The sequence below is a fragment of the Paenibacillus hamazuiensis genome (genome assembly GCF_023276405.1).
In the GTDB taxonomy this organism is placed as follows: domain Bacteria; phylum Bacillota; class Bacilli; order Paenibacillales; family NBRC-103111; genus Paenibacillus_AF; species Paenibacillus_AF hamazuiensis.
In genome coordinates, this window is the sequence record NZ_JALRMO010000001.1 from 7,935,985 (window position 1) to 7,961,084 (window position 25,100).

The 25,100-nt window shown below is 55.9% G+C and carries 25 protein-coding genes; 22 read left to right on the forward strand and 3 right to left on the reverse strand.

Annotation, left to right across the window (positions count from 1 at the left end):
• Window positions 1-145 precede the first annotated feature (145 nt).
• The 3 genes from zapA (at window position 146) to coaW (ending at window position 3,590) form a co-directional block, all read left to right on the forward strand.
• Complete coding sequence (gene zapA / locus MYS68_RS35070) at window positions 146-2,128, forward strand: cell division protein ZapA (RefSeq protein ID WP_248930175.1); 1,983 nt, start codon at window positions 146-148, stop codon at window positions 2,126-2,128.
• 18 nt (window positions 2,129-2,146) lie between these two features.
• Window positions 2,147-2,704 carry a CvpA family protein gene (locus tag MYS68_RS35075; RefSeq protein ID WP_248930176.1) on the forward strand — a complete coding sequence of 186 codons (558 nt, stop codon included), beginning with the start codon at window positions 2,147-2,149 and terminating at the stop codon, window positions 2,702-2,704.
• 76 nt (window positions 2,705-2,780) lie between these two features.
• A complete protein-coding gene (gene coaW / locus MYS68_RS35080) occupies window positions 2,781-3,590 on the forward strand; it encodes a type II pantothenate kinase (protein ID WP_248930177.1) in 810 nt (269 codons plus the stop codon).
• Window positions 3,591-3,694: 104 nt separating this feature from the next.
• Here coaW and MYS68_RS35085 read toward each other — a convergent pair whose 3' ends face one another.
• Together MYS68_RS35085 and MYS68_RS35090 are read right to left on the reverse strand one after the other, a co-directional pair.
• On the reverse strand, window positions 3,695-4,066 hold the full coding sequence (locus MYS68_RS35085; RefSeq protein ID WP_248930178.1) for a cupredoxin domain-containing protein: 372 nt from the start codon (window positions 4,064-4,066) through the stop codon (window positions 3,695-3,697).
• Between the two features lie 253 nt (window positions 4,067-4,319).
• Complete coding sequence (locus MYS68_RS35090; protein WP_248930179.1) at window positions 4,320-4,685, reverse strand: phage holin family protein; 366 nt, start codon at window positions 4,683-4,685, stop codon at window positions 4,320-4,322.
• Between the two features lie 237 nt (window positions 4,686-4,922).
• Between MYS68_RS35090 and MYS68_RS35095 the strand changes: the two genes are divergently transcribed.
• The 7 genes from MYS68_RS35095 (at window position 4,923) to MYS68_RS35125 (ending at window position 14,000) form a co-directional block, all read left to right on the forward strand.
• On the forward strand, window positions 4,923-7,289 hold the full coding sequence (locus tag MYS68_RS35095; RefSeq protein ID WP_248930180.1) for an endonuclease MutS2: 2,367 nt from the start codon (window positions 4,923-4,925) through the stop codon (window positions 7,287-7,289).
• Between the two features lie 131 nt (window positions 7,290-7,420).
• A complete protein-coding gene (locus MYS68_RS35100) occupies window positions 7,421-8,101 on the forward strand; it encodes a PspA/IM30 family protein (protein ID WP_248930181.1) in 681 nt (226 codons plus the stop codon).
• Between the two features lie 200 nt (window positions 8,102-8,301).
• The gene (locus tag MYS68_RS35105; protein WP_248930182.1) at window positions 8,302-8,721 is read left to right on the forward strand and encodes a DUF350 domain-containing protein; all 420 of its coding nucleotides are present in this window, start codon (window positions 8,302-8,304) and stop codon (window positions 8,719-8,721) included.
• Window positions 8,722-8,825: 104 nt separating this feature from the next.
• A complete protein-coding gene (locus MYS68_RS35110) occupies window positions 8,826-9,299 on the forward strand; it encodes a hypothetical protein (protein WP_248930183.1) in 474 nt (157 codons plus the stop codon).
• A gap of 147 nt (window positions 9,300-9,446) precedes the next feature.
• Complete coding sequence (locus MYS68_RS35115) at window positions 9,447-10,802, forward strand: MFS transporter (protein ID WP_248930184.1); 1,356 nt, start codon at window positions 9,447-9,449, stop codon at window positions 10,800-10,802.
• Between the two features lie 127 nt (window positions 10,803-10,929).
• A complete protein-coding gene (gene cysK, locus MYS68_RS35120) occupies window positions 10,930-11,850 on the forward strand; it encodes a cysteine synthase A (protein WP_338043649.1) in 921 nt (306 codons plus the stop codon).
• Between the two features lie 161 nt (window positions 11,851-12,011).
• Complete coding sequence (locus tag MYS68_RS35125; protein ID WP_248930186.1) at window positions 12,012-14,000, forward strand: 5'-nucleotidase C-terminal domain-containing protein; 1,989 nt, start codon at window positions 12,012-12,014, stop codon at window positions 13,998-14,000.
• A 100-nt stretch (window positions 14,001-14,100) separates the two neighbouring features.
• Here the strand turns inward: MYS68_RS35125 and MYS68_RS35130 are convergent, their stop codons facing one another.
• Window positions 14,101-14,706, reverse strand: a complete 606-nt coding sequence (locus tag MYS68_RS35130; protein WP_248930187.1) for a Uma2 family endonuclease — start codon at window positions 14,704-14,706, stop codon at window positions 14,101-14,103.
• A gap of 509 nt (window positions 14,707-15,215) precedes the next feature.
• Between MYS68_RS35130 and MYS68_RS35135 the strand changes: the two genes are divergently transcribed.
• The 12 genes from MYS68_RS35135 to MYS68_RS35190 all read left to right on the forward strand — a co-directional run bounded on the left by MYS68_RS35135 (window position 15,216) and on the right by MYS68_RS35190 (window position 24,950).
• Window positions 15,216-15,497, forward strand: coding sequence for a hypothetical protein (locus tag MYS68_RS35135; protein ID WP_248930188.1), 282 nt, complete (start codon window positions 15,216-15,218; stop codon window positions 15,495-15,497).
• Between the two features lie 174 nt (window positions 15,498-15,671).
• The gene (locus tag MYS68_RS35140) at window positions 15,672-16,163 is read left to right on the forward strand and encodes an Lrp/AsnC family transcriptional regulator (RefSeq protein WP_248930189.1); all 492 of its coding nucleotides are present in this window, start codon (window positions 15,672-15,674) and stop codon (window positions 16,161-16,163) included.
• 13 nt (window positions 16,164-16,176) lie between these two features.
• Window positions 16,177-17,379 (forward strand): aminotransferase class I/II-fold pyridoxal phosphate-dependent enzyme, encoded by a 1,203-nt coding sequence (locus tag MYS68_RS35145; protein WP_275983622.1) that lies wholly within the window; start codon window positions 16,177-16,179, stop codon window positions 17,377-17,379.
• Between the two features lie 171 nt (window positions 17,380-17,550).
• Window positions 17,551-17,817: an aspartyl-phosphate phosphatase Spo0E family protein gene (locus MYS68_RS35150; RefSeq protein WP_248930190.1), complete on the forward strand. Its 267-nt coding sequence runs from the start codon at window positions 17,551-17,553 to the stop codon at window positions 17,815-17,817.
• A 70-nt stretch (window positions 17,818-17,887) separates the two neighbouring features.
• Entirely contained in the window at window positions 17,888-18,406 is a 519-nt protein-coding gene (locus MYS68_RS35155) for a type 2 periplasmic-binding domain-containing protein (protein ID WP_248930191.1), read from the forward strand.
• A 78-nt stretch (window positions 18,407-18,484) separates the two neighbouring features.
• Window positions 18,485-19,042 (forward strand): cob(I)yrinic acid a,c-diamide adenosyltransferase, encoded by a 558-nt coding sequence (locus MYS68_RS35160; protein ID WP_248930192.1) that lies wholly within the window; start codon window positions 18,485-18,487, stop codon window positions 19,040-19,042.
• 9 nt (window positions 19,043-19,051) lie between these two features.
• Window positions 19,052-19,996, forward strand: a complete 945-nt coding sequence (locus MYS68_RS35165) for an RluA family pseudouridine synthase (RefSeq protein ID WP_248931116.1) — start codon at window positions 19,052-19,054, stop codon at window positions 19,994-19,996.
• Window positions 19,993-20,355, forward strand: coding sequence for an arsenate reductase family protein (locus tag MYS68_RS35170; protein ID WP_248930193.1), 363 nt, complete (start codon window positions 19,993-19,995; stop codon window positions 20,353-20,355). Before MYS68_RS35165 ends, MYS68_RS35170 begins: the two co-directional genes overlap by 4 nt.
• Window positions 20,356-20,377: 22 nt before the next feature.
• The gene (locus MYS68_RS35175) at window positions 20,378-21,457 is read left to right on the forward strand and encodes a site-2 protease family protein (protein ID WP_248930194.1); all 1,080 of its coding nucleotides are present in this window, start codon (window positions 20,378-20,380) and stop codon (window positions 21,455-21,457) included.
• Window positions 21,458-21,515: 58 nt separating this feature from the next.
• Window positions 21,516-22,697 carry an LL-diaminopimelate aminotransferase gene (locus MYS68_RS35180; RefSeq protein WP_248930195.1) on the forward strand — a complete coding sequence of 394 codons (1,182 nt, stop codon included), beginning with the start codon at window positions 21,516-21,518 and terminating at the stop codon, window positions 22,695-22,697.
• 213 nt (window positions 22,698-22,910) lie between these two features.
• Entirely contained in the window at window positions 22,911-23,933 is a 1,023-nt protein-coding gene (locus MYS68_RS35185) for a Gfo/Idh/MocA family protein (RefSeq protein WP_248930196.1), read from the forward strand.
• Window positions 23,934-23,987: 54 nt separating this feature from the next.
• Window positions 23,988-24,950, forward strand: coding sequence for a helix-turn-helix transcriptional regulator (locus MYS68_RS35190; RefSeq protein ID WP_248930197.1), 963 nt, complete (start codon window positions 23,988-23,990; stop codon window positions 24,948-24,950).
• Window positions 24,951-25,100 lie beyond the last annotated feature (150 nt).

Sequence of the window (25,100 nt, forward strand, 5' to 3'; positions counted from 1 at the left end):
CCGCCGTGATAAGCCAACTTTTTAAGCCTATTGTTTGCCGATAGCTTAAGTGGAACCGATTTTAAACAAGTTTTTGAGCTTAAATTGCATGAACCTGCGTGCGGGACGGAATTTTCGCTGCAGGATAGAAGGGAGAAAACGAGCGGTGAGCGCAGAAGATAAAATCCGGTTAACCGTCGACATATATGGATCTCAGTACAAGCTGGTCGGGGGCGGCAGCACGAGCCCGCATTACATGAAGCAGGTGGCCGCTCATGTGAACGACCAGATGCACTCGATCGCCAAGGCCAACGCGCGGCTCGATTCCCAGCGAATCGCGGTGCTGGCTGCGGTGAACATGGCCGATGAATATTTCAAGCTTCAGCAGGAGTTCGAACGGCTGCAGGACAAGCTGCGCCAGGAGTGGGAGCAGCTGAAGGCGGCGCATGCGCAGGAGCTTGCGCAGGTACGCGAAACGGCCGCAGCGGAAGTGAAGGCGGAACACGCCGTGGCACTGGAGGCGCTGCAGGCGGAGCACGCGGCGGCGCTGGAAGCGGCGCAAGCGGAGCGGGAGCGGCTGCGCGAAGCGCACGCGCAGGAGCTGGCGCAGCAGCGCGAAGCGGCGGAGCGGGCGCAGGCGGAGCACGCCGCGGCGCTGGAAGCGGCGCAAGCGGAGCGGGAGCGGCTGCGCGAAGCGCACGCGCAGGAGCTGGCGCAGCAGCGCGAGGCGGCGGAGCGAGCGCAGGCGGAGCACGCGGCGGCGCTGGAAGCGGCGCAAGCGGAGCGGGAGCGGCTGCGCGAAGCGCATGCGCAGGAGCTGGCGCAGCAGCGCGAAGCGGCGGAGCGGGCGCAGGCGGAGCACGCGGCGGCGCTGGAAGCGGCGCAAGCGGAGCGGGAGCGGCTGCGTGAAGCGCATGCGCAGGAGCTGGCGCAGCAGCGTGAATTGCTGGAGCTCGCGGAAGCGGAGCATGCGGCGGCGCTGAAGGAAGTGCAGGCGGAGCACGCGGCGGCACTGGAGGCGGCGCGAGCGGAGCGGGAGCGGCTGCGTGAAGCGCATGCGCAGGAGCTGGCGCAGCAGCGCGAAGCGGCGGAGCGAGCGCAGGCGGAGCACGCCGCGGCGCTGGAAGCGGCGCAAGCGGAGCGGGAGCGGCTGCGCGAAGCGCATGCGCAGGAGCTGGCGCAGCAGCGTGAATTGCTGGAGCTCGCGGAAGCGGAGCATGCGGCGGCGCTGAAGGAAGTGCAGGCGGAGCACGCGGCGGCGCTGGAAGCGGCGCAAGCGGAGCGGGAGCGGCTGCGTGAAGCGCATGCGCAGGAGCTGGCGCAGGAACGCGAATTGCTGGAGCTTTTACAAGCGGAGCACGCAGCGGCGCTTGAGGCGATGCAGGCGCGGCACGCCGCTGCACTGGAGGCGGAGAGGAAGCGGCTGAGTGAAACGCACGCACAAGAACTGGCGCAGCAGCGCGAACTGCTGGAGCTCGCGGAAGCGGAACGAGCGGCGGCACTGGAGGCAGTTCAGTCGGAGCAGGCAGCGGCGCTGGAAGCGGCGCAAGCGGAACGGGAGCGGCTGAGCGAAGCGCATGCACAGGAACTGACGCAGCAGCGTGAGGCGCTGGAAAGCGAGCGCGTGCATTGGGAGACCGCGCATGCGCAGCAGCGCCAAGAGCTTGAGCGGCTGAAAGCCGCGCAAGGAAAGCTGCGCGAGGAGCGGGACCTGCTGCAGCAGGAGCTGCAGCGGCTGGAAGCCGCGCAGCGGCAGCTCGCGCAGCAAAACGAGCAGTTGGATGCAAGGCTCGCCGCGCTGCAAAAGGCCGAGCAGGACCGCGACGACAAGGAACGGCAGCTGCAGACCGACTACGAGCGCATTGCCGCACAAAACGAGGAGCTGGACAAGCAGCTGGCGGATGAGCTGGAGCGCGCACGGTCGCAGGAAGAGACGATGCAGCGGCTGTATGACCAAATAGCCCGTTTGGAGGAAGATGTCAGTCAGCTCCTGGACGATCAGGAGAAGCTGCAGCGGCAGCTGAAGGACGAACAGGACAGACGCGAACAGGCCGAAACGGTCGCCCGCGATTACGAGGCGCTGAAGGTGGAGTACGAGAAGCTGCAGGAAGAATTTAACGAATGGATTCATCTCATTGACGAAAAGTAAAGGATAAACATACCGGATATGGATATCATACATGCGTTGAACGGATTGGATTGGGCGATTGGGGTCGCAATATTGGCGGGCTTGGCTCTCGGGTACTCCCGGGGGCTGATCAGCCAGTTGATCTCGATCGCCGGTTTGTTTATAGCTTATTTGGTGGCGAGCAAGTGGTACGGCGATGTCGGGACCTGGATCGGCAAATGGATGACCCAGCCGACAGGAGGGACTTATACGCAGTACGAATTTCTCGTCAAAGGGCTAAACCTCGACGTATACATAACGAATGCGATCGCGTTTTCGATATTGTTTTTCGGCACCAAGCTGGCGCTTTCCATCATCGGGCGGCTGCTGAATCTGGTCGCATCGGTACCGGGGATCAAATCGTTAAACCAGACAGCCGGCGCTCTGTTAGGTTTTATCGAGGCGGCGGTGCTTGTCGTGGTCGCCGTCAACGTGCTGACGATCGTGCCGAACGATCAGGTGCAGCGGTGGCTGAAGGGGTCCTACGCCGCACCGTATGTGGTCAATGAGGCTCCGATTGTCGCGGAAAAACTTCACGAAATATGGAAAACGCGTTAAGCGCTTGCCTGCGGAGGAAACAAGACAAACCCGGCGCTGATCCGCAATTACAGTCTAAGAAAAAGAAGGGGATTTTTTGCTCAGCTCAAATAAAATCGGCGTCGATGCGGGAGGCACCCTCATCAAAATCGCATATATGCAGGACGGCGTGCTGCAATTCGAGAAAGTTCCGGCTGCGGAAATCGCGCAGGCGGCGAAACGGCTTCGGGACCGATTCCCGGATGCCGATATTTGCGCGACCGGCGGGAAAAGCGCACTTCTGCAAAGCCATTTGCAGCGTCCGATCCGGTCGATGGTCGAATTCGACGCAACCTGCAAAGGCGCGAAGTTTCTTATGGAACGTCAGGGGATTTTTCCGGACTCGTTTGTGCTGACGAATGTCGGCACCGGTACGTCCGTTCATTACGTGGAAAAGGACCGGCACCTTCGGGTCGGAGGGATTGGGGTCGGAGGAGGGACGCTGATGGGGCTCTCTTATTTGCTCACCGGCATCCGCGACTATGAGGAAATCATCCGGATGTCGCGCCTCGGAAACCGCAAGCACATCGACCTGAAGGTCAGCGACATTTATGAAGGGACCGAGCCGCCGATTCCGGGCGATTTAACCGCCAGCAATTTCGGCAAAGCGCTCGGGTTGCAGACGGGGAGAGAGCCGGAAGACATGCTGGCATCCGTCATCGGGCTGGTCGGTGAGACGATCACGACGATCAGCGTGCAGGCGGCGGCCCAGAGCGGCACTTCATCCATCGTCTACATAGGTTCTTCTTTTATTGAAAACGACGTACTGGAAAACACTGTGGCGAACTATACCAGGCTCAGAGGGTGCGAACCGACGGTGTTGAAAGACGGCCATTATAGCGGGGCGCTCGGCGCGTTACTGTCATAACCCTTCGGCCGTTTCTTCCGGCGAAATAATAAAAGCAGTCTCCCCGCGAGGAGAGACTGCTTCTTTTGGCATAGTCAAAACGGACTAATCATAACTTCGATAATTTAAGATTCCACGACCAGCTTCGCTTTCATGTTGACATGTCCCGAACCGCAAGGAACAGAACATATGATGTCGTAGGTGCCTTCCTTGTCGGCTTTAAACGTCTGGCTGAGCTTGCTCGCATCCAGCTTCACGTTGATGCCCTGGATTTGCACCCCGTGCACGCCTTGTTTGTTTTCCAGCGTGATTTTCACGTCCTGCCCCTTTTTCACTTTATATTCGGGCTTGTCGAATTGGAAGTTCGAAGCTTCCAGCTTCACCTCTTGCACAGGTCCTGTTGGCGCGCTGGCGGGTGCCGCTTCTTCTTTTTTGCCGCAGGCGGCGAGCGCGAATATAACGACAACCGCTATCGCCAATGTCCATACTTTTCTCATCCTACGTCCCTCCTGAAGGAAATATCCATATATTTCTGGATACTATATTACACCTGGCGCCGATTTTTTGCTGTGACAAACCTATGAAATCGGCGTGAAGTCTTCGTGAACGTTTTATTTTGGTGTGAGCGGCATCATAGTCTGCACGGAAAAAGAAAAAGATCAGCCTTTAAGCCATATGCTCAAGGACTGATCTTTTAAGTTTCTGTAAAAGGTGCGGAGTGTAACAGCAGGGTAACCCGGCATTTTTCATTTATTTATCCCGCTTGTTGCGGGCGAAGCCTTCAAACGGCGTTTTTACAGGGATAAACAAGTCGATGATCCCGATCACCAAAGCGGCCAAAATCGCACCGATAATCGTCGTTCTCATGCCGCCGACAATGAATTGCGCGAGCCAGATCACAAGCGCACTCGTCAGGAAACCGACGATACCGCGCCCGAACGGCGTTATTTTTCTGCCGAAGATGCCCTCGATGACATAGGCGGCAACGGCGATGACAAGAGCCAGGAACAACGCGCTCCAGAAACCGCCAATCGAGAAGGCGGGAACGATAAAGCTGACAAACATCAAAACAAGAGCCGAAACGATAAAACGAACGATATGTCCTATAATGTGCATCGTGTTCTCCTCCTTTATGGTTTGCATTGGGAAAACCGGATCGGTCAGCATTCGCCGGGCCGCTTGCCGTGGCACGCCGTTTGTTTGCCGGTGCATTACCTAGTGTCCCCACGGAAAAAACAATTATAAGCAACAATATTGCCCATTTCAGGCCCTAAGGCAACCGCGCCGTGTAGCTAATCGCAGGGCCATTGGATATAATAAAAGGTATATTGACTAAAGGAAGTAGGTCTTATTTTGGATCAGAAAATATTAAAAACGTTGGATTTTTACGCCATTTTACATACACTTGCCCATCATGCGGCCACTTCGCTCGGAAAGGACAGAGCGGAGAAGCTTGAGCCCATCGGCGATTTCGAAGAAGTGAAGCGGCGCCTGAAAGCGACCGACGAAGCTACCAATGTCGATCGACTGAAGGGAGGCGCTCCGTTCGGAGGCATCCGCGATATTACGGCGGCGCTGCACCGTGCGCGCATCGGCGGCATGCTGAACACGACGGAGCTGCTCGATATCGCCACTACGATTTTCGGCGCGCGGCGGCTGCACAAGTTCATCGAAGCCGCTAACGAAGAGTATGAAGTGCCGCTTCTGATGGGGCTGTGCGGCAATTTGGCCGACCATAAGCCGGTGGAAGAAGCGATCAGGCGCTGCATCGACGAAAACGCGCAGGTGCTCGACAGCGCAAGCCCCGAGCTCGCCCGCATCCGTCAGGAGCTGAAAACGAACGAAACGCGTGCCCGGGACCGTCTGGAGCAAATGATCCGGACGCCGTCCATCCAGAAGATGCTGCAGGATAACATCATCACGATGCGTGGCGACCGTTATGTCATTCCGGTCAAGCAGGAGTATCGCGGGCATTTCGGAGGCATGATTCACGATCAATCCGCTTCGGGGGCGACGCTGTTCATCGAGCCGGAGTCGGTTGTCCAGCTCAATAACAAGCTGCGCGAGCTGACGTTGAAGGAGCAGGCCGAGATCGAAAAAATTTTGCGGGCGCTGACGGCGAAAGTCGGCGAAGTGGTGGACGATCTGCTGAATAACGTGGACATCTTGGGCGAGCTCGATTTTATTTTTGCCAAAGCCGGGTTGGCGCGCGAGCAGAAGTCGACGATGCCGCGGATGAACGACCGCGGATTTATCAAGATCAAGCGAGGCCGTCATCCGCTCATCGCGCCGGACAAGGTCGTGCCGCTGGATATCGAGCTGGGCAACCAGTACTCGACGATCATCGTCACCGGGCCGAATACGGGCGGCAAAACCGTGTCGCTCAAATGCATCGGCCTCTTGTCGCTGATGGCGATGGCCGGGCTGTTCGTGCCGGCGGAGGAAGGCAGCCAGCTGTGCGTATTCGATGCGATCTACGCCGACATCGGCGATGAGCAAAGCATCGAGCAAAACCTCAGCACGTTTTCCAGCCACATGACCAACATCATCCGAATATTGCGGGAAATGACGCCGAAAAGCCTGGTGCTGCTCGACGAGCTTGGAGCGGGGACGGACCCGGCGGAAGGGTCGGCGCTTGCCATCGCAATATTGGAATATATTCAGAAAATGGGTTCCCGGATGGTCGCAACGACGCATTACAGCGAGCTCAAGGCGTACGCTTACGAGCGTCAGGGGGTCATCAACGCAAGCATGGAATTCGACGTGCAGACGCTGAAGCCGACGTACCGGCTGCTCGTCGGCGTCCCCGGCCGCAGCAACGCGTTTGCGATCGCCGAGCGTCTTGGCCTCGCCCGCTCGATCATCGAGCATGCCCGCGGTCAGGTCGGCGAGGAAGACCAGCGCGTCGAATCGATGATCGCCACGCTGGAAGAGAACCGCCTGACCGCGGAAGCGGAGCGGCACACCGCCGAGCAGCTGCGGCGGGAGGTGGAAACGCTGCGCCGCGAGCTCGAGGCCGAGCGGCAGAAGTTCCGCGAGCAGCGCGACAAGCTGCTCGCCAAAGCGGAGCGCGACGCCGCGGAGGCCGTCGCGAAAGCCCGCCGCGAGGCCGAGGAGGTCATCGCGGAGCTGCGCCGCCTCGCCAAGGAAGCGGCGGGCAGCGTCAAGGACCACCAGCTGATCGCGGCGCGGCGCAGGCTGGATCAGGCGGTGCCGGAGCTTCGCGACAAATCCGCGAAAGCGCCGAAGAAGAAAGCCGACCGGATCGAGCCGGGCGACGAGGTGCTGGTGACCAACCTGGGCCAGAAAGGCCATGTGGTCGATATCGGCGACACGGAAGCAACCGTCCAGCTTGGCATTATGAAGATGAAGGTAAGCAAGGCGAACCTCGAGCTGGTGAAACAGGCCGCCTCGGGAGGAGGGAAGGCGGCGCAGCCGCAGGCGACCTCCAGCATCAATCGGACGCGCGACGACAACACGCGCATGGAGCTCGATCTGCGGGGCCAAAATTTGGAGGATGCGCTCATTGAGGTCGACCGGTTCCTGGACGAATCGTTTTTGGCCAACTTCGGACAAGTGTACATCATCCACGGCAAAGGGACCGGCATTCTCCGTTCCGGCATACACGACTATTTGCGCCGGCATAAGCATGTCAAATCATATCGCGTCGGCAATTATAACGAAGGCGGCATCGGCGTGACGGTCGCAGAGCTGAAGTAAGGCCGTCCGCCTCAAAAAATTTTTTTGAAACTCTTGTGCACCGTCATGCGTATTTACATGTGTAGTGACCTCGAGGGAAAGAAAAGTTATTCAAACTGATCATACAATATTATGTTTGGGAGGATTTACACATGGGTATTTTCAAAAGATTGCGCGACTTGACGATGGCTTCGATCAACGACTTGCTGGACAAAGCGGAAGATCCGGTCAAGATGCTGAACCAGTTCCTGCGCGATATGGAAGAAGACATTCAAGATGCGGAAGTGGCGGTAGCGAAACAAATCGCCGTAGAGAAGAAATTCCAGCAGCAGGTGGAAGAGCTGGAAGAGATCGTGAACAAACGCCAGGAGCAGGCGATGAAGGCGCTCGAGCAGGGCAACGAAGATCTCGCCCGCCGTGCGTTGCAGGACAAGAAAGAGCATCAACAGCGTTACGATGAGATGAAGCAGCAGTACGACATCGCGAAGACCAACGCGGATCAGCTGCGCGGACAGCTTCAGGAGATGAAAGACGAATTCAGCAAGATGAAGCTGAAGAAAGATACGTTGGTAGCGCGCGCCGAAGCGGCCAAAGCTCAGAAGCAAATCAATCAGGCGATGTCCGGTTTCGGTACGGATAACGCGGCCAAAGGCTTCGACCGCATGTCGCAAAAGGTGCTCGAGCTTGAGGCCGAAGCCGAGGCGAGCAAGGAGCTGCGTTCCTCGAACCGCACGTTGGACGACGAGTTGAGTGCGCTCGACAAAAACGACGGCGTCGAAGACGAACTTGCCGCACTTAAGGCGAAAATTAACGAGAAGAAACAGCAGTCCTAATCGGAAGTTGCCTATAAACGCCCATAAGGAGACTGAAGCTAACCCCTTCAGTCTCTTCAGCCGTTTGCGGCCTAATAATGCAAATTACGAAGCTGATATTTTGTCATTAACCCGGGGGCTCCTCCAAAAGTAATCGGAATAGGCTGCGGAGGGATTACTTCACTTTTGGGGGGATTTTATATTAAAGGCAGGGATGATATTTGAACGAAGAGGTGGACTTGTTGCTCGCGAATCCGTATATCGAAACGTTAGCGTTTTTTTCCATTGCCGTATTGGCATTGATCGTCTTTCTGACGGTTTTTGAGCTTGTGACGAAATACAAGGATTGGGATGAAATCAAAAAAGGCAACCTGTCCGTTGCGATGGCGACGGGAGGGAAAATTTTCGGCATCTGCAATTTGTTCCGCTTTGCGATCTTGAACAACGATTCGATTTTGCAGTCGCTGATTTGGGCGAGCTACGGCTTCGTGCTGCTGCTCGTGGCTTATTTTATATTTGAGTTTCTGACGCCGTACTTCAATATCGACGAACAAATCCAAAAGGATAACAGAGCCGTCGGCTTCCTGTCGATGATCATTTCGATTTCGCTTTCCTATGTGGTAGGTGCCAGCGTGACATGAAGTATTTATGGGGGACGCTGTTTGCCATATCGTTTGTGTTTATCGCCTTGGGCGTATATTATTTTATTAAATACGCATGACGCCAAATCCCGGAGGAATAAGCGATGGAAGACAACCAGGTTTGCCCGTGGTGCCAGACGGAAATCGTCTGGGATCCGGAAATCGGCCCTGAAGAGACGTGTCCGCACTGCCTGAACGAGCTGGGCGGGTACCGCAGCATCAAGCTGAAGGTCAAACAGACAGGGGAACAGCTTGTTTTCGACGACGAAGACGAAGATGAGGAGCTGTCGGACGACGACATTTTCACTTATGAGGAAAATGTGCAGCAGCTGCTCGACCGCCAGGAAGAGACTCCGGAATGCCCTTCCTGCCACGAATTCATGCTGCTGGCCGGAACACAGAAGATCACGGAGGAGACGTTTAAGCCGGCGCCGAACGACCTGCTCCCGCGGCCGCTTCTTAAGCCGCCGTTCAACACCAAGGTATTTATATGTCCGGCCTGCTTCCGGATGGAAACCCAGCTCGGGGAAGAGGAGCGGACCGCGCTCATCGAGCTGCTCAAGCAAAATATCGAATAATCTAGAGGGATACCTTGCCATAGGCGGCAAAGGTGTCCCTTTTTTCAATTCGCTCCATTTTCGCCACATCTCTAATGATTTTCGCCGTATGGGGGAAGCTTAAGTAAGAAACTTCAGCAATGCACTACTCAAGTCACAGGTGGTCTTATGCATTCAGACAGCAGCAAACAGCTTTTTTCACCCGGATGGGGACGGTGGAAAAAAGGCGGTTACTTCCGCGGAAGTGACTGGGAGCGAGGGCGAAGCGGAGGGAAGAAGCGGGAGCAGACGGCAGCCTTGACGGGCCAATCCCGCCTGCTATTGACGGTAAACGGTCTGTTCGCCGTCGGTAACGCATTGTCCGGCACGTTCGTGAACGTGTACTTATGGAAAGCAAGGCAGGATTTCGCATTGCTTGGCTGGTTTACGCTGATTCACCACTTGACGATGGCTTTTACGTTTTGGCTGGCCGGGAAATGGGTCAAGGAGCATAACAAAATGAACTGCCTGCGGGCCGGCGTAGCGGTATCGGCGCTGTTTTATTTGGTCGTTTTATGGCTGGGTGCCGCGGCGGTCGATTACTTCCCACTGCTTGGGATCATTCAAGGCATGTCATCCGGTTTTTTCTGGATCGCCTTCAATGTCGTTTATTTTGAAGTGACGAGTCCGGCGAACCGGGACAAATTTAACGGCTGGGCGGGCCTCCTCGGATCTTTGGCCGGGATGATTGCCCCGTGGGTGTCCGGTTTTTTGATCGTAAGGATGGAGGCGGCGAGCGGATACCGGCTTATTTTTACGATGTCGCTGGTCATCTTCCTGATCGGCGTCGTTTGCAGCTTTTTTCTGAAAAAGCGGAAGTCGGTTGGCCGGTACGAATGGTTTTTGACGCTGCGCTGTTTGAAGCGGGCGGAGACCCCCTGGCGCACGGTTGGCCTTGCCTTGGTCGCTCAGGGCATGCGCGAAGGCGTATTCGGCTTTATGATCGCTCTCATGGTGTATATAGCTACAGGCACGGAAATGAAAATCGGCAACTTTTCGCTGATTACGTCCGCCGTTGCGCTGTTCAGCTTTATGATCGTCGGCAGGCTGCTTAAACCGTCGCACCGGAAGTGGGCGATGTTCGCCGGAGCGTTTGTGATGGTTGCCGTCATCGTTCCGTTCTTTTGGCGGGTGAACTATGCGACGCTGCTCGTATTTGGGGTGGGAGTGGCGCTGTTTACCCCTCTCTATACGATTCCGATGACGTCGAGCGTGTTCGATTTGATCGGACAATTCGAGGAAAGCGTGAAAAAACGCGAGGAATACATCGTGATGCGCGAGCTTGGACTGAACGCCGGCCGGATGCTCGGAACGCTCATATTTACGTTTGTCGTGATGAGAACGACTTCACCTACGGCGATCAACTGGCTCCTGCTGGGCATCGGCAGCTCGCCGCTGCTTGCATGGTTTTTCATGCGGAGGCAGCTCGGTCAGCTTTCGCTTTCGGAAAAAGCGGCCGCAGCCGCAAAAAAAGCTGCCCGGTAAGGCGAAAAACGCCCCTGCCGGGCTTTTTTCCTTGACAAAAGGAGGCCGGAGTTTACAATAATGGAATAGATTTATGATTGCTTCCGCCGCAGCATGCGGCATGGCAATAGAAGGAGTGTGGCGCATAGTGACCCGCAAAATGGTAAACAGCATCACCGAGCTGATCGGCGATACGCCGGCCGTACGCATTCGCAGGCTCGTGGGGCCGGAAGATGCCGAGTTGTACGTCAAGCTGGAATATTTCAATCCGAGCGGCAGCGTCAAAGATCGCGCCGCCTTTAATTTGATAGCGCAGGCAGAAAAGGACGGGGTGCTGAAGCCGGGAGCGACGATCATCGAGCCGACGAGCGGCAATACCGGCATCGGGCTGGCGATGAATGCCGCGGCCAAGGGCTACCGGGCGATTTTGGTCATGCCGGACAACATGACCAAGGAGCGCATTAATATTTTGAAGGCTTACGGCGCGGAAGTAGTGCTGACGCCGGCGGCCGAACGGATGCCGGGGGCAATTCGCAAGGCGCTCGAGCTGAGGGACCAAATTCCGAACAGCTTCATCCCGCAGCAGTTCGAGAATAAGGCGAACCCGGACATCCATCGCATCACGACGGCGGTGGAAATCATCGAGCAGATGGAAGGGCGGCTCGATGCGTTTGTCGCTACTTCGGGAACGGGCGGCACGATTACCGGGACCGGGGAAGTGCTGCGCGAGAAAGTGCCGGGCATCCGCATTTACGTCGTTGAGCCGAAGGGCTCTCCGGTGCTGTCCGGAGGCCAGCCGGGCCCGCATAAGCTCGTCGGGACAAGCCCCGGCTTCGTGCCGGCGATCCTGAATACGAGCGTATACGACGAAATCGTACAGGTATCGGACGACGATGCGCTCGAGACGACGCGCCGGCTTGCGAGGGAGGAAGGCATATTGGTCGGGCCGTCGGCCGGCGCCTCCGTTTGGACGGGGCTTCAGGTCGCCAGAAAGCTGGGAGCCGGGAAGCGGGTGCTGTGCATCGCGCCGGATACCGGGGAACGGTACCTCAGCATGGATATTTTTTGATACGGACCTGCCGGGCATGCCGGACGCCGAGGAAGCCGCCGGCTCCCTTCCAGCTGCCCGGCTTCACCCGTTCTTAACATAGGATTAACATAGGGAAAACATAGGAGCGATAGTATAGGTGTGTTTAGAGTCCAAACGATGGAAGAGGTTGGTAAACACCTATGCTTAAAAGATTCGTATCCGCAATCCTCATTTCCGCGCCGCTTCTCACCCTTGCCCTCGGAAGCGTTTCAATTGTCCGGGCGGAAACGCCTTCTTCAGGCACCGTGTCCATCATGTATTTCAACGACGGACATGAGATTAGTCCGGTGGTCGATAAGCTCGGCACCCGCGGCGGAGTGGCCCGCATCAAGACGCTGATCGACGGCGCGGCCGACGAGAAGATCGTTGCGTTCGGCGGAGACCTCGGCGGAGGCACGTTGTTTGGCGGCGTGTTCAAAGGGTTTCCGATGGTCGAAGCGTTTAACCGGATCCCGATCGATGTCGCCAATTTCGGACAGCACGACTTTGACGCAGGCTCCGCCAATACGCTGGAGCTCATTAAAGCAGCGAAATTCAGCTGGATTTCGAGCAATTTGGTCGGCAAGGACGGCAAGCCGTTCGGAAATGTGCCGACGTATCAACTATACGAAAAGCAGGGGATTCGCATCGGCGTCATCGGGCTGACGAGCGCTATGGAGACGACGACTCCGGATTCCGCCGTCAAGCAGAAAAATGTCATCGAAGCGGCCAAGCTTGCCGTGGACCAGCTGAAAAAGGAGCAAAATCCCGATCTGATCGTCGCCCTTACCCAGGAGCCCGTAGAGGACGACAAAGCTCTTCTGCAGGCGGTTCCCGATATCCGGGTTGTGTTTACGGAAGAGGAGGCCGAGGAGAAATCGTTTGTTTATGAGGTGGACGGTGCGGTAAAGCGATATATTTTCGCGCCTCAGGGGAATATGGGCTCGATCGCGCATGTAACGGTCGGCAGAGGTGCCGACGGCCAATTGACGCTTTCGCACGAGTTTCTCAAGGTGGACGAGAACATCAAGGAAGACGGAGCGCTTGCCGAATTCGCCGCCGATTACCAGGCGAGGCTCGATCAGGAGCTGGGCAAAAAGATCGCCTCGGCGGACAGCGGCCTGCCGTATGGAGAACACCACGAATCCCGGTTTCAAGAAACGGCCATCGGCAATCTGATTGCCGATGCTTACCGCGACTATTATCAAACCGACATCGCCTTCGCCAACGGCGGCGGCATTCGGGCCAGCATCAATCAGGGCGATTTCACTTTGAAGGATGCCAAATCGATTCTGCCGTTCGGCAACAAAATCGTTGTAGCCGAAGTGACCGGCGACATGCTGCTGGCCGCTCTCGAGAACAGCGTTTCGGCGGTGGACAAGGTGGCCGGCGCTTTCCTGCAAACGTCGGGTTTGTCGTATGCTTACAATCCGGCGAAGCCTGTCGGGCAAAGAATCGAGCAGGCGCTTGTGAACGGCAAGCCTTTGGATAAAGCAGGCAAATACAGATTGGCTCTCTCCAACTATATGTACACGGGCGGCGATAAATATACGATGTTTGCGGGCGCCAAAACCGTCGTCGGCGCGAACGAGGCGCTGACCGATTTCGAGCTGCTGATTGCTTATGCGGAAAAGAAAGGCGTCCTGAGCGCTAAAACGGAAGGCCGCATCACCGTGAACGGCTTCGCGGACGTCACGTCCGATCATTGGGCCGCGCAGGACATTTATGGCCTATCCGCAAAAGGAATCATCGCCGGCGTGGACGTCACCCGCTTTGCCCCGCTTGAGGCTGTAACGCGCGGCGAGTTCTCCGGCTATTTGGCGAAAGCGCTCGGACTCGGACGGCCGGAGCTCGAAACCGCGCTTGGCTGGAGTGGAGCCGGGCTGTCGGAGCAGCTGACCCGCGAAGAAATGGCCGTCGCGATGAAATGGGCCTACGCGAAGAAAACCGGGAAAACGCCGGTGTCCGGTTCGCCGGGAGATACGACTTTCGCCGACGACGCCATGATCGACCCGGTAGCAAGAGCCGCCGTGTCGGAGCTCGCTCGGGACGGCTTGCTGAGCGGTCGGCCGGACAACCGGTTCGCCCCAAAGGAGCCGGCTTCGCGGGCGGAGATCGCTCACGTCGTGTGGGTGCTGGCTAACCGGTAAGACGCTGAAACAGCAAAAAAAGCTTCACGCAACGTTTCGTTGCGCGTGAAGCTTTTTTTCATGGAAGGGGATCGTTCTTGATCGGGCGATCCCTCATCTCTTAAACCCCTTCGTCTTCATTCGGCAGCAGCCTGGCATCCCGCAGCGCGTCGTTTACGGTCAGCTTTACGCAAGGAAGCCGCTCCGAGCGGACCGGCTCGTCGCCAGAATAAACGTCTTTCAGTTCATAAATTCCGGCATGTCCCAGCTCATATTGCTCAAGCATACCGGAACCTGGGAGGATGATCCAATACTCCGGAATGCCGAATGCCGAGTATGCGCGGAGTTTATCGACCTTGTCGCGTCTAAGCGAATGGACGGAGACGATTTCGGCGACCAGGTCGGTAGGCCCCTCGACACCGCGTTTCGTTATGATGCCGTTCCTGTCGCGATGCACCATCACGATATCGGGCCGGCGTACATGGTATGAAGATAAAATGATGTCGACCTCGTAGAAAATGAGGTAGTCGTCGCCGCAGCTTGCAGTCAAACTTGCCAAAACGGCCGAGCCGATGATTTGATGCTTGGGCGAAGCTCCGGGAGACATCAGCTCCAGCCGGCCATCGACGAGTTCATAACGGTTGCCGTCATCCGGCAGTTCTGCGTATTCGTCATATGCCACCGGCTGTTCGCGGATCAGGTCGCTGCGATTTTTTTTCCCTTCCATACTTCCGCCTCCCATACGTATCGTACTACTCCCATTATACCGTACCGGATTAAACGCTCACAGCCCGTCCAAAAGCTTCTCACGAAATTTCTCTTAACGCTGGCCGAAAGTAAAACGTTATAAGCAAAGAACAGGCATGAAACGAAATCCCCCTATTCGGGAACCTTGCCGGCATGTGAGTCATGTAGAAGGATTGGCTAACGGTTTCTGCTGAGCTTATTTGGCTCAAGAACGTCATCTTTAATTCGTAACGGTTGTGGCAGAGCTTATTTCTCATCTTGCATCCCTCAAAACAATAAAAGTTCACAAATAACCACTCTGGCAACCGTTACCGTTCTGAAATCAACAATTTGACCTGTATAAGCTCAACTGCAACCGTTACACCATGTTGTTCGCATATAGAACCGAACATGGTCTCGCGGTCCTTTTTTTAAAAATACATTGAATAAAAATGCAATTAAACGTATAATTATTATTAACCATATGCTCTCGCGAAAGGAAGGATTGTCTTGAAAATCGCCTATCATAATGCGGTTCCGGAACCGGAGGTATTCGATCGGTTTGTGCATAGTATCGAAGAAACGATGCATACGGACGAGTTTGAATACAAGGCGGTTTGCGAATCCAAGCATGTAGTCGCCGCCTACGATCAGGATGAGCTCGTCGGCATCGGCGTCATCGCCGAAGCCGGGGAGGATGCGGCCGTCATGGATGTGGCGGTGCACAGCTCCTATGAAAAGCGGCAAATCGAGCAATATATCATGAAGCTGTTAAAGGCGGAGTTTATCTGATCCCTTGCTCGCAAACGATCGATGAATATTTTAACTATAGCCGCTATCCGGCCCACTTCCACAGTGGGCCTTTTCCGCTTGAACGGGCCCGGCCGTTTTTCGCTTTGCACGTGCGGGGGATTCGTTGTAATATGAAGTAATAAAACAATTGCTTGAATGCAGGAGGCGCCAGCTATGGACGAATTTAAAGCGAAGATTATTGACCTGTTGAAGGAAGACGCGCGCCGAACGCCGGCACTGATCGCAACGCTGCTTGGCGAATCGGAGGCGGAGGTGGCGAAGGCGATTAAAGAGCTCGAGGACGAGCATATCATCGCCAAATACGCGACGATCGTCAACTGGTCGAAGGTGGACGGCGAGAAGGTGACCGCGCTGATCGAGGTGCAGATCACTCCGGAGCGTGGCAGAGGCTTCGACGCGATTGCGGAGCGCATTTATTTGTATCCCGAGGTCAAATCCGTTTATTTGATGTCCGGCGCCTACGACCTGCTCGTGGAAATCGAAGGCAAGACGCTGAAGGAAGTCGCCTCCTTCGTATCCAACAAGCTGTCCCCGATCGATCGGGTGCTGTCGACCAAAACTCATTTTATTTTGAAAAAATACAAGCAGGACGGCGTCATCTTTGAGGATCATCAGGATGATCACCGCATGTTAATCTCTCCGTAAAGGGTGATGAGCAATGATTAAGCAAGAACCGTCGCAAACCGCATCGGCTGAGAAGTCGATGTCCAAATATTTGGCGCCGCTCGTGCGGGAAATTCCGCCCTCCGGCATCCGCAAGTTTTTCGACCTGGTCAGCGGCAGCAAAGACATCATTTCGCTCGGTGTCGGCGAGCCGGACTTTTCCACGCCGTGGCACGTACGCGAAGCGTGCGTCTATTCGCTCGAGCGCGGCAATACGAAATATACGCCTAATGCGGGGCTGCTTGAGCTGCGCGAGGCGATTGCCGAGTATTTATACGAATCGTTCCAGCTGCTGTACGAGCCGACGGACGAAGTGATCGTCACCATCGGCGGCAGCGAGGCGATCGACCTGGCGCTGCGGGCGCTCATCGTGCCTGGCGACGAGATTTTGATTCCGGAGCCTTGTTATGTATCGTATTCGCCGATTACCTCGATCGGAGGCGGCATCCCGGTAGGCATCGAAACGTTTGCCAAGGACAATTTCAAGCTGACGGCGGAGTCGCTCAAGGCGGCGATTACGCCGCGTTCGAAGGTGCTGATCCTCTGTTACCCGAGCAACCCGACCGGGGGGATCATGACGTACGAAGATTGGCTGCCGATCGCCAAGATCGTCGAAGAGAACGACCTGATCGTCATCTCCGACGAAATTTACGCCGAGCTGACATATGATCAGAAGCACGTCAGCTTTGCTTCAATTCCGGGCATGCGGGACCGGACGATTCTGGTCAGCGGCTTTTCCAAGGCTTTCGCGATGACCGGCTGGCGGATGGGATACGCTTGCGGACACCGCGATCTGATTTCCGCTATGCTCAAAATCCATCAATACACCGTCATGTGCGCGCCCTCCATGGGGCAAGTGGCCGCTCTCGAAGCGCTGAAGAACGGGATGGAGGAAAAGGACCGGATGGTCGAGTCGTATAACCAGCGGCGCCGCCTTGTCGTTAAAGGGTTCCGTGAAATCGGTCTGAGCTGCCATGAACCGCAGGGCGCTTTCTACGCGTTCCCGTCGATCGCATCGACCGGCATGACCTCGGATGAATTCGCCCAGCGTCTGCTGTTTGAGGCGAAGGTCGCCGCTGTGCCGGGACATGTGTTCGGCAAGGGCGGGGAAGGTTTTCTCCGCTGCTCATACGCTTATTCGGTCAGTCAGCTCACCGAAGCGATTGATCGGATAGGAAATTTCTTGGCTAAATTGTAATAAAATAGTAAATTCTCCGCGTGAAGCGTACAAATATTCGCTATTCTTTGAAATTCGACAAATTTAGCGATTTCCAATTCTCTCAAAAGCTGGTATCTTTAAGATAGATTCATGATAGTTTCAGGCTTTCATGAAGCTCTGTCTTGCGATACTGATTTGGGAGGGGAGTTTATGGCTTTTCTGGAATATCAGCTGGCCGACTATCGGAAGATGTCGTGGATTCGCGAATCGAATGAAAAGGTGCAGTGGTTTTTTCGGAAACAAAAGCAATCCTCATCCGTCACGTCTTTGGAGGAAGAGATTTATGCTCTTCGCCGCAGACTGGAGCATTTGGTCCGCGAGGATACGGACCTCAGCTCTCCGGAAATCGTGGAGATCAGCATGCAGCTGGACGAGAAAATCAATGAGTATATGAATCGGGGGAAAGGGGACCTGTGAGAGGGTCCCTTTTTTGATGCCATCATTTTTGGTATGATGAAGGAAAGAGAACAGAAGGAGAAGGGAAAACATGAAACTGAAATGGATGCTCGCCATTGTTCTGCTGTTCACGTTGATCGGCTGCGGCGGGCCGCAGGCGGATGTCCCGATTTTCATGATGTCTTCGAATGGTATTCCTAGCGAGGTGGGAGATAAGCTGCAGGCAGCTTTGCAAGGAAAGCTGGGCGAAACGCCGACCGTCAAGCTGAATACGAGCCCGATTTTTTCGATGGATAAGCTGATCGTGGAAATTGCCGCCGGGGATAACGGCATTCTTATCGTTCCGACCGAGCAGTTTAAATTGATGGTCAAACAAACCGGGTGCGTTCCGCTGGATGACGTGCTGAACAAGGATGATTTCCCTGAAGGCGTGCTGGCGGCAGGCGAGAATGGCGAAGGGGAAACCCATTTGTACGGCGTGCCGCTGGAAAAAGTCAAATGGATGACCGATTTGAAGCTGAACGGCAAAGATTTGGTCGCCTTTGTTCCGGTTAACGCCAAAGACAAGGAAAAATCGATTCAAGTGATGAAGATTATCGCGCAAAAATAAATGCAGATGCCCTCTATGACGGCCAGGTGCGCATCATAGAGGGCTTTGCTTTATGCCAGGTCGAGGGGGATAAGCCATATGAAAATATATACCCGCACCGGGGACAAAGGTCAAACCGGCGTTATCGGCGGACGCGTCGACAAGGACGACGCGCGCGTGGAGGCGTACGGCACCGTCGATGAGCTGAACAGCTTCATCGGCGCCGCGATCAGCGGGCTGGATGAGGAGCGTTTTGCCGACCTTGCGGCCGATCTGCGGCAAATTCAGCACGAGCTGTTCGACTGCGGCACCGATTTGGCGGTGCTCACGGTAGGAGCGCGCCCGTACCAGGTAACCGGCGAAATGGTGGAGCGGCTCGAAGCGTGGATCGACAAATACGATGCCGAGACGCCGGACATTACGAGATTTATACTGCCCGGCGGGACGGCGGCGTCTTCGGCGCTTCACGTTTGCCGCACCGTATGCCGCCGCGCGGAGCGGCGCGTGGTGACGCTCGGACGGGAACAGCAGATCAACGAAGAAGTGCGCAAATATTTGAACCGGCTCTCCGATTTCTTCTTCACCGCAGCTCGAATGGCGAATTACCGCGAGCGGGTGGAGGATGTCCATTACGAGCCCAAGCGCCGAGGTGTTTAAAAATCCGTGATGAATTATTACGAACCTCTGACATATACAGTGCCGCCGGAGGAAGACGGCTTCCTGCTGCGGACGATTTTGCAAAAAAGGATGAACGTGTCGCGCAAGCTGCTCTCTCGGCTCAAGCTGACCGAACAGGGCATTACCGTAAACGGCGTCCGACAGTACATTAACGTCAAGGTGAAGGCTGGCGATCTCGTTGAGCTGCGGATGCAGGAGGAGCAGTCGGACGACATTTTGCCGCAAGATCTGCCGCTCTCCATCCTATATGAGGACGACCACCTGCTTATCGTGAACAAAGCGGCGGGCATGATCGTTCACCCGACGCACGGGCATTATGTCGGCACGATCGCCAATGCGGTTGTCTATCACTGGCAGCAGACCGGCGTCCACTGCCGGTTCCGGCCGATTCACCGGCTCGACCAGGAAACGAGCGGCGTCCTTGCGATCGCGAAAAATCCGTTCGTGCACCAGCAAGTATCCGAGCAGATGCAGGCCGGAACGGTGGAGAAGGAGTACCTCGCCTTGGTGCGCGGCATGGTGGAGCAAGACAGCGGAACCGTCGACGAGCCGATCGATCGCGACCCGGAGCAGCCGCACGTACGTATCGTCACGCCAAGCGGTTATCCGTCCGTCACCCATTTTTGGGTAGAGCGGCGATTCGCCAAAGCGACCCTCGTCAGACTGAAGCTGGAAACGGGCCGAACCCATCAGATTCGCGTCCATATGAAACATCTGGGCCATCCGCTTATCGGGGATAAAATGTACGGAGGCGCCGCCGAGCCGGAAGGAGAAGCTTCCGAATTGATGATGGAACGCCACGCGCTGCACGCCTGCCGGCTGGCTTTCACGCATCCGGCCACAAGGCAGAGGGTGGAGTTTACGGCGGGCTTGCCGGAGGATATGCAGCAATGTTTGAATCTATTGGAAGCTAAGGAGCGTATTAAGACATGAAGCTGAAAATTTACGAATATGCCAAGTGCGGCACATGCCGCAGCGCCGTCAAGTCGCTCAAGGCGAAAGGCCATGAACTTGAGTCGGTTCCGCTTTTTGAACAGCCCCCCTCGAAAGACGAGCTGAAGAAGCTCGTCAAACAAAGCGGCCTCGATCTTCGCAAATGGTTCAATACTTCCGGAGAAGTATACAAAGAGATGCAGCTGAAGGATAAGCTGCCGGGCATGAGCGAAGACGAGCAGCTCGAGCTGCTTGCGGCGAACGGACGCCTGATCAAACGTCCCGTCGTGACCGACGGCAGCCGGGTGACGGTCGGCTATAAAGAGGAGCAATACGAAGAGGTGTGGGGCCGCCGATAAATTCCGTGGAGGTGGAGCTTACTTGAGCCCGCGTAACAACCCGCACAACAATCGCAAACGCAATCCGCTATGGGTCATAGGAACGGCTTTCGCCTTTCTGCTTGCAAAAGCGAAGACGCTGCTTCCGCTTTTAAAATTCGGCAAAGCCGGCGCCGCCGTGCTTTCGATGCTGGCATCGGTGGCCGCTTATGCAATGCTCTACCCGCTCGGCTTTGCCGTAGGGCTCGTGCTGCTCATCTTCGTACATGAGCTGGGTCACGTGATCGCGGCGAAACGCAAGGGGCTGCCGGTCACCGCGCCGCTGTTCATCCCGTTTCTCGGCGCATTCATCAGCATGAAGCGTTATCCGCGGGACGCGGTGACCGAAGCCTACATGGCCATCGGCGGGCCAATGCTGGGCACGGTGGGAGCGGTCGCCGTGTTTGCCGCGGCCGAGATGACGGGCCATCGTTTGCTGTACGCTCTCGCATATGCCGGTTTTTTGCTGAATTTGGTTAACCTGCTGCCCGTTCATCCTCTGGACGGCGGCCGCATCGTAACCGCAGTCACACGCTGGCTGTGGCTGGCCGGGCTGATCGGCGGACTTGTCGTTATTTATTACACCTGGAATTTTGTACTTATTTTCATTTGGATTATGTTTGCATTGAATTTGTACAATAAATTCGTCAAATACCGCAAGAGAGGGCAGCAGCGGAGCGCCGCGGCGGCGTTTCCGGTCTCCGCACAGCCGCTTGTGGAGCAGGGGTATTTTATACCCGGTCCGGAGCATAAGAGGGAGCTCGACTTTTCGACCTATTCGAATCTGGACGACGCACGGCAGGTCGTTAACGTGTATTGGGACGGCTTGCAGTTTCAAGGCCGGCTCGAATTGCCCCAGCAAGGACTCGTTCGGCGCGCGCAGGTGGTCAAAATCGAACACGTGCAGAGGGAAGAGGGGCTGCAGCTCATCGTTCACTGCCAGGTCGATTACGAAGTGTATGAAAATGACGCCTATTACGACGTGCCCGTAGCTTCGCGCTGGAAATTCGGCGCCGCCTATGGCTTACTCGTCGGATTTCTCGTCTACATGATGCATCTGATTCATAAAGCTGTCGATCTATAATCGCTTACAAAGTAAACGCGGCGAACGATTAATCCCATAAATAAAAGAGGTTAATGTGATGAAGCAAATCGCATCCAAACGGTTGTCCCGGCTCGGCTCGGCGATTTTCACCGAAATGGCGGAATGGAAAGAAGAAGTAAGACGAAGCGGCGTCGATGTCATCGACCTCGGCATCGGCAGCCCGGACCGTCCTCCGTCCGCGAGAGTGATGGAGGCGCTGCAGAAGGCGGTCGCGAATCCGAAAGCATACGGATACCCGACATCCGAAGGCAGCCCCGCTTTTCGACAAGCGGTTGCGCGGTGGTATCAACACCGGTTTCAGGTGGAGCTAGATGCCGAGTCGGAAATTGTGACACTGATGGGGTCGCAGGACGGACTTGCGCATTTGGCCTTGTCGATAACGGACTCGGGGGATGTGGCGATCGTTCCCGATCCGGGATACCCGATCTATTCGGCGAGCTTGGTACTCGCCGGCGTAGAACCGTATTTGCTGCCCTTGCGGGCGGATAACGACTTTTTGCCGCGGCTCGAGTCGATTCCCGAGGATATTGCCCGCAAAGCGAAGTTCATGCTGCTCAATTACCCGAGCAATCCGCTGTCGGCGGTCGCCCCGCGGTCGTTTTTCGAGAAGCTTGTCGACTACGCAAGGCGGTACGGGCTGCTGATCGTACATGATCTGGCTTACTCGGAGATGGCATTTGACGGCTTCCGCCCGAACAGCATTTTGGAAATCGAAGGCGCCAAGGAAGTTGCCGTCGAATTTCACTCCTTGTCGAAAAGCTTTAACATGGCGGGCTGCCGCATAGCGTTTATGGTCGGGAACCCGGAAGCGGTCGGAGCATTAAAGACGCTGAAGTCGAATATCGACTACGGGGTGTTTGCCGCCATCCAGGAAGCGGGGATCGCCGCGCTTCAAGAGGATATGGAAACCGATCTTAGTGTGGCTCCGATTTATGAGCGGCGCAGGGATGTCGTTATCGACGGACTGCGCAGCGTAGGGTGGGAAATCCCTCGACCGAAGGCGACAATGTTCATATGGGCGCCGATTCCGGCCGGCTTTACATCTCGACAAATTTCCCGGGAAATTTTGTATTCGGCAGGCGTTGTCGTAATTCCGGGAGACGCGTTCGGCGCGGAAGGCGAAGGGTACGTCAGAATCGCTTTGGTGCAGGAGGAGGACCGGCTGCTTGAAGCGGTGGAGCGGATCGGCCGGTTTTTGCGGGAAAAAGGGAGCAGGTAATCTATGAGATGAGCCAAAGAAATGCACCGGTACGCCGAGTGGATGGACAGGAGAAAGGTCCTCTTGCGGGAGTGCGGATCCTGTGATATAATCCGCCTCTTTTCAAATTCATGTCATTATTTCTTATATCGGTCTGTCGCGAAATTAAAATATTCATCGGTTCCACCTCCATGTTAAAATCCAAGTAAGTCGTTTTTTTGGAGGAGAGAGCCGATGATTAAAGTAGCTATGTTAAGCTTCTGGCACGTGCATGCCAAAGATTATGCCAAGCAGGCTAGCGAGCATCCGGAAACGGAAATCGTAGCCGTATGGGATGAAATTCCCGAACGCGGCCGCAAGGAAGCGGAGGAGCGCGGGGTGCGTTTTTACGACAGCCTGGACGAACTTCTCGCTCAGCCGGATATCGACGGGGTCATCGTCGACACGCCGACCAATATGCACCGCGACGTCATGGTGGCGGCGGCCAAAGCCGGCAAGCATATTTTTACCGAGAAAGTAATAGCTCCGACTATCAAGGAATGCAACGAGATCATTCAAGCGGTGGAAGCTTCCGGAGTGAAGCTGACGGTTTCGCTGCCGCGGCTGAATGCGAATTATACGCTGGCGGTGCAGCAGATTTTGCAAGAGGAACTGCTCGGCAAGGTGACGCTCGTTCGGACGCGCCTGTCCCATAACGGCGGGGTGCCTTCGGAGCGAGGGCCGGAGGGCTGGCTGCCGGCGCATTTTTACAATAAAGAGCAGTGCGGCGGCGGAGCGATGATCGATTTGGGCTGCCATCCGATGTACCTTGCCCGATTGTTCCTCGGACTGCCGGAGAGCGTAAGCGCTAACTATGGCTACGTCATGGGCCGGGAAGTGGAAGACAATGCGGTTTCGGTGCTGTCTTATGCAAACGGGGCGCTGGCTATCGTCGAAGCCGGGTTTGTCAACCGTTTCTCGCCGTTTGTGATCGAAGTGCATGGTACGGAGGGCAGTCTGCTGTATTCGACACATGACAATAAGCTGCTTGTGCGCAGCTCGAAGCTGGGCGAAGAGGCGATGAAGGAGTGGCAGGTCAAGGAAGAGCTTCCGGCCAATAAGCCGTCGGCATTCGAGCAATGGGTATCGCATATTCGGAACGGTACGACCGCTGAGGAAAATATTCAGCTCGCGCTCGACCTGACGCGTCTGATGGAGGCGTCGAACCGTTCGGCGCAAAGCGGAGCGGCGTTTAAGCTGAGCGGCTTGGCGGAGTAAAACCGGCGGGATTGCTCATAACCGAACGGATTTTCTCGGGGAAGGTGAAAAAACGTGGATATACAGCTGCGAACGGGAACGAAGCCGTTTCCGTATCAAATCATGACGGAACAGCGTTATGCGTTGGATCGTCTGGATATTCAGTTCCGCTGGGGCGGCTACGGCATACGGGTGTATAAGCTGCATTACACGTCGTTCGGAGCGGGGAAAATCATCGATTTTCACAAGCATTCGGAATACGAATTTCACTTCATTCCCCGAGGAAAAGGAAGGGTCGTGCTCGGCGAGGAGTCTTTTTCGCTGCATGAAGGGATGCTGTATTTGACGGGTCCGAATGTGCTGCACAGGCAGGAATCGGATCTGCACGAGCCGATGGAGGAGCTGTGCCTGCACATCGACATCGTGAAGCTGGGTGGCGGCGCTTGCGGTTCCTCAGGGACGGACTGGGGCGAGCAGTGGGAATATGCCGAGGCGGAAGCCTGCATCCGGGAGCTGGATAAGCTTCCGCTGCGTCCGGCCGCCGACCAATACCGCGCGATGGAATGCTTTCTGACCGCCTATCGGGCCTGGCGGGATAACCAGCTCGGCTTGTATACGATGATCAAGCAGTCGGTCATCCAGATTTTGCTGCGGACGATCAGCGCTTATGCCCATGTGCCTCGGCTCGATCTGCCTTCGCGCGATATGAAATCTTACCGTTACCAGCTCGCCGTGCAGTTTATTCACGACAATTATATGGCGCCGCTGACGCTCGAGACGGTGGCGGAAAGAGTGCAGATCAGTCCGAGACAGCTGCAGCGCATTTTTCGCGAGATGACCGGCGGCACGTTCAGCGAATATATGGAGCAGGTTCGGCTGACGCAAATTTGCGGGGAGCTGGCGACCAGCGACAGAACGATTGAGCAGATCGCCTACGACAACGGCTTTTCCAGCTCCAACTATTTGCATTACGTATTCAAAAAGAAACTCGGCACGACCCCGACCCAATACAGGGCGCAGCATATGAAGGGCGTGTAAGGAAATTCCCGGCAAATACTCTTTGCCGGGAATTTTTTCGTTGAAATATTGAAGGGGCACCCGAACCCGGCGGGAGATGAAGCTGGGAACAAATTGACATGGCTATGAAATGATTTTTCAAGTAAGATGGAGGGAAAACGGGGTTTTGGT

Coding starts and splice junctions, on each gene's coding strand:
- MYS68_RS35155 (WP_248930191.1), top strand. CDS start 17,888: ATGAAACTGAAATGGATGCTCGCCATTGTTCTGCTGTTCACGTTGATC.
- MYS68_RS35130 (WP_248930187.1), bottom strand. CDS start 14,706: ATGGAAGGGAAAAAAAATCGCAGCGACCTGATCCGCGAACAGCCGGTG.
- MYS68_RS35180 (WP_248930195.1), top strand. CDS start 21,516: ATGAAGCAAATCGCATCCAAACGGTTGTCCCGGCTCGGCTCGGCGATT.
- MYS68_RS35100 (WP_248930181.1), top strand. CDS start 7,421: ATGGGTATTTTCAAAAGATTGCGCGACTTGACGATGGCTTCGATCAAC.
- MYS68_RS35165 (WP_248931116.1), top strand. CDS start 19,052: ATGAATTATTACGAACCTCTGACATATACAGTGCCGCCGGAGGAAGAC.
- MYS68_RS35115 (WP_248930184.1), top strand. CDS start 9,447: ATGCATTCAGACAGCAGCAAACAGCTTTTTTCACCCGGATGGGGACGG.
- MYS68_RS35185 (WP_248930196.1), top strand. CDS start 22,911: ATGATTAAAGTAGCTATGTTAAGCTTCTGGCACGTGCATGCCAAAGAT.
- MYS68_RS35145 (WP_275983622.1), top strand. CDS start 16,177: ATGATTAAGCAAGAACCGTCGCAAACCGCATCGGCTGAGAAGTCGATG.
- MYS68_RS35125 (WP_248930186.1), top strand. CDS start 12,012: ATGCTTAAAAGATTCGTATCCGCAATCCTCATTTCCGCGCCGCTTCTC.
- MYS68_RS35090 (WP_248930179.1), bottom strand. CDS start 4,685: ATGCACATTATAGGACATATCGTTCGTTTTATCGTTTCGGCTCTTGTT.
- MYS68_RS35160 (WP_248930192.1), top strand. CDS start 18,485: ATGAAAATATATACCCGCACCGGGGACAAAGGTCAAACCGGCGTTATC.
- MYS68_RS35075 (WP_248930176.1), top strand. CDS start 2,147: ATGGATATCATACATGCGTTGAACGGATTGGATTGGGCGATTGGGGTC.
- MYS68_RS35170 (WP_248930193.1), top strand. CDS start 19,993: ATGAAGCTGAAAATTTACGAATATGCCAAGTGCGGCACATGCCGCAGC.
- MYS68_RS35110 (WP_248930183.1), top strand. CDS start 8,826: ATGGAAGACAACCAGGTTTGCCCGTGGTGCCAGACGGAAATCGTCTGG.
- MYS68_RS35140 (WP_248930189.1), top strand. CDS start 15,672: ATGGACGAATTTAAAGCGAAGATTATTGACCTGTTGAAGGAAGACGCG.
- MYS68_RS35085 (WP_248930178.1), bottom strand. CDS start 4,066: ATGAGAAAAGTATGGACATTGGCGATAGCGGTTGTCGTTATATTCGCG.
- MYS68_RS35150 (WP_248930190.1), top strand. CDS start 17,551: ATGGCTTTTCTGGAATATCAGCTGGCCGACTATCGGAAGATGTCGTGG.